This is a genomic window from Nocardia xishanensis NBRC 101358, from assembly GCF_001613365.1.
In the GTDB taxonomy this organism is placed as follows: Bacteria; Actinomycetota; Actinomycetes; order Mycobacteriales; family Mycobacteriaceae; genus Nocardia; species Nocardia xishanensis.
This window is the reverse complement of the sequence record NZ_BDCF01000122.1, coordinates 1-592: the sequence shown is the minus strand read 5'-3', so window position 1 is coordinate 592 and position 592 is coordinate 1. Positions and strand designations below refer to the sequence as shown.

The 592-nt window shown below is 53.9% G+C and carries 1 protein-coding gene; it reads right to left on the bottom strand.

The features are described from left to right. Positions 1–552, bottom strand: a 552-nt coding sequence (locus tag NX1_RS34935) for a hypothetical protein (protein ID WP_157120423.1), incomplete at its 3' end; no start/stop codon positions are given. Between the last annotated feature and the right edge of the window lie 40 nt (positions 553–592).

The following is a 592-nucleotide window of genomic DNA, read 5'->3' as shown; positions in this document are numbered from 1 at the left end:
AGCAGTATTACCGATCACATTCGACATCGAAATCATGCCACGATGCAACGTATCCGTCGACTGCAAATACTTGTCGAGAAACGCCACCGCACGATCGGCACCAGCACCCTCCCAATACTGATTCTTGAACACATACCCCACCGCGTCGATAAAATTCTGCACCGAACTTCGCCAAATATCGGCGAACGCCTTCCACTCACCCGCGATCCAGAACACGGTGCCATTGTTCTTCTCGATCATCGCCGCAATATTCGCGAAATCGAGAATACCGAAATACTGACCCGTCTCCACCTCACCCTCGATACTGCTCTTCGCATTCGCATCGAAACTCACACCCGACCCGGCAGTCGTCGGCAATCCCGGACCCGACTTCCAATCCGCAGGCGGCGTGGAATGATGCTTGAAAATCTCCGGACGATGATCGGTCCCCGCCCCCGGAACCCGGAACATACCCGCATTATCGTCATCGGTCGAACTATACGACTTGTGCGCCGCATGAAAAGTATTCGCCATCACCGTGACGATCGCCTGATGATTCTTCAGAACATCCACCAGCTCCTGCGTCCGCTTACGATCGAACTTCTCGAACAAC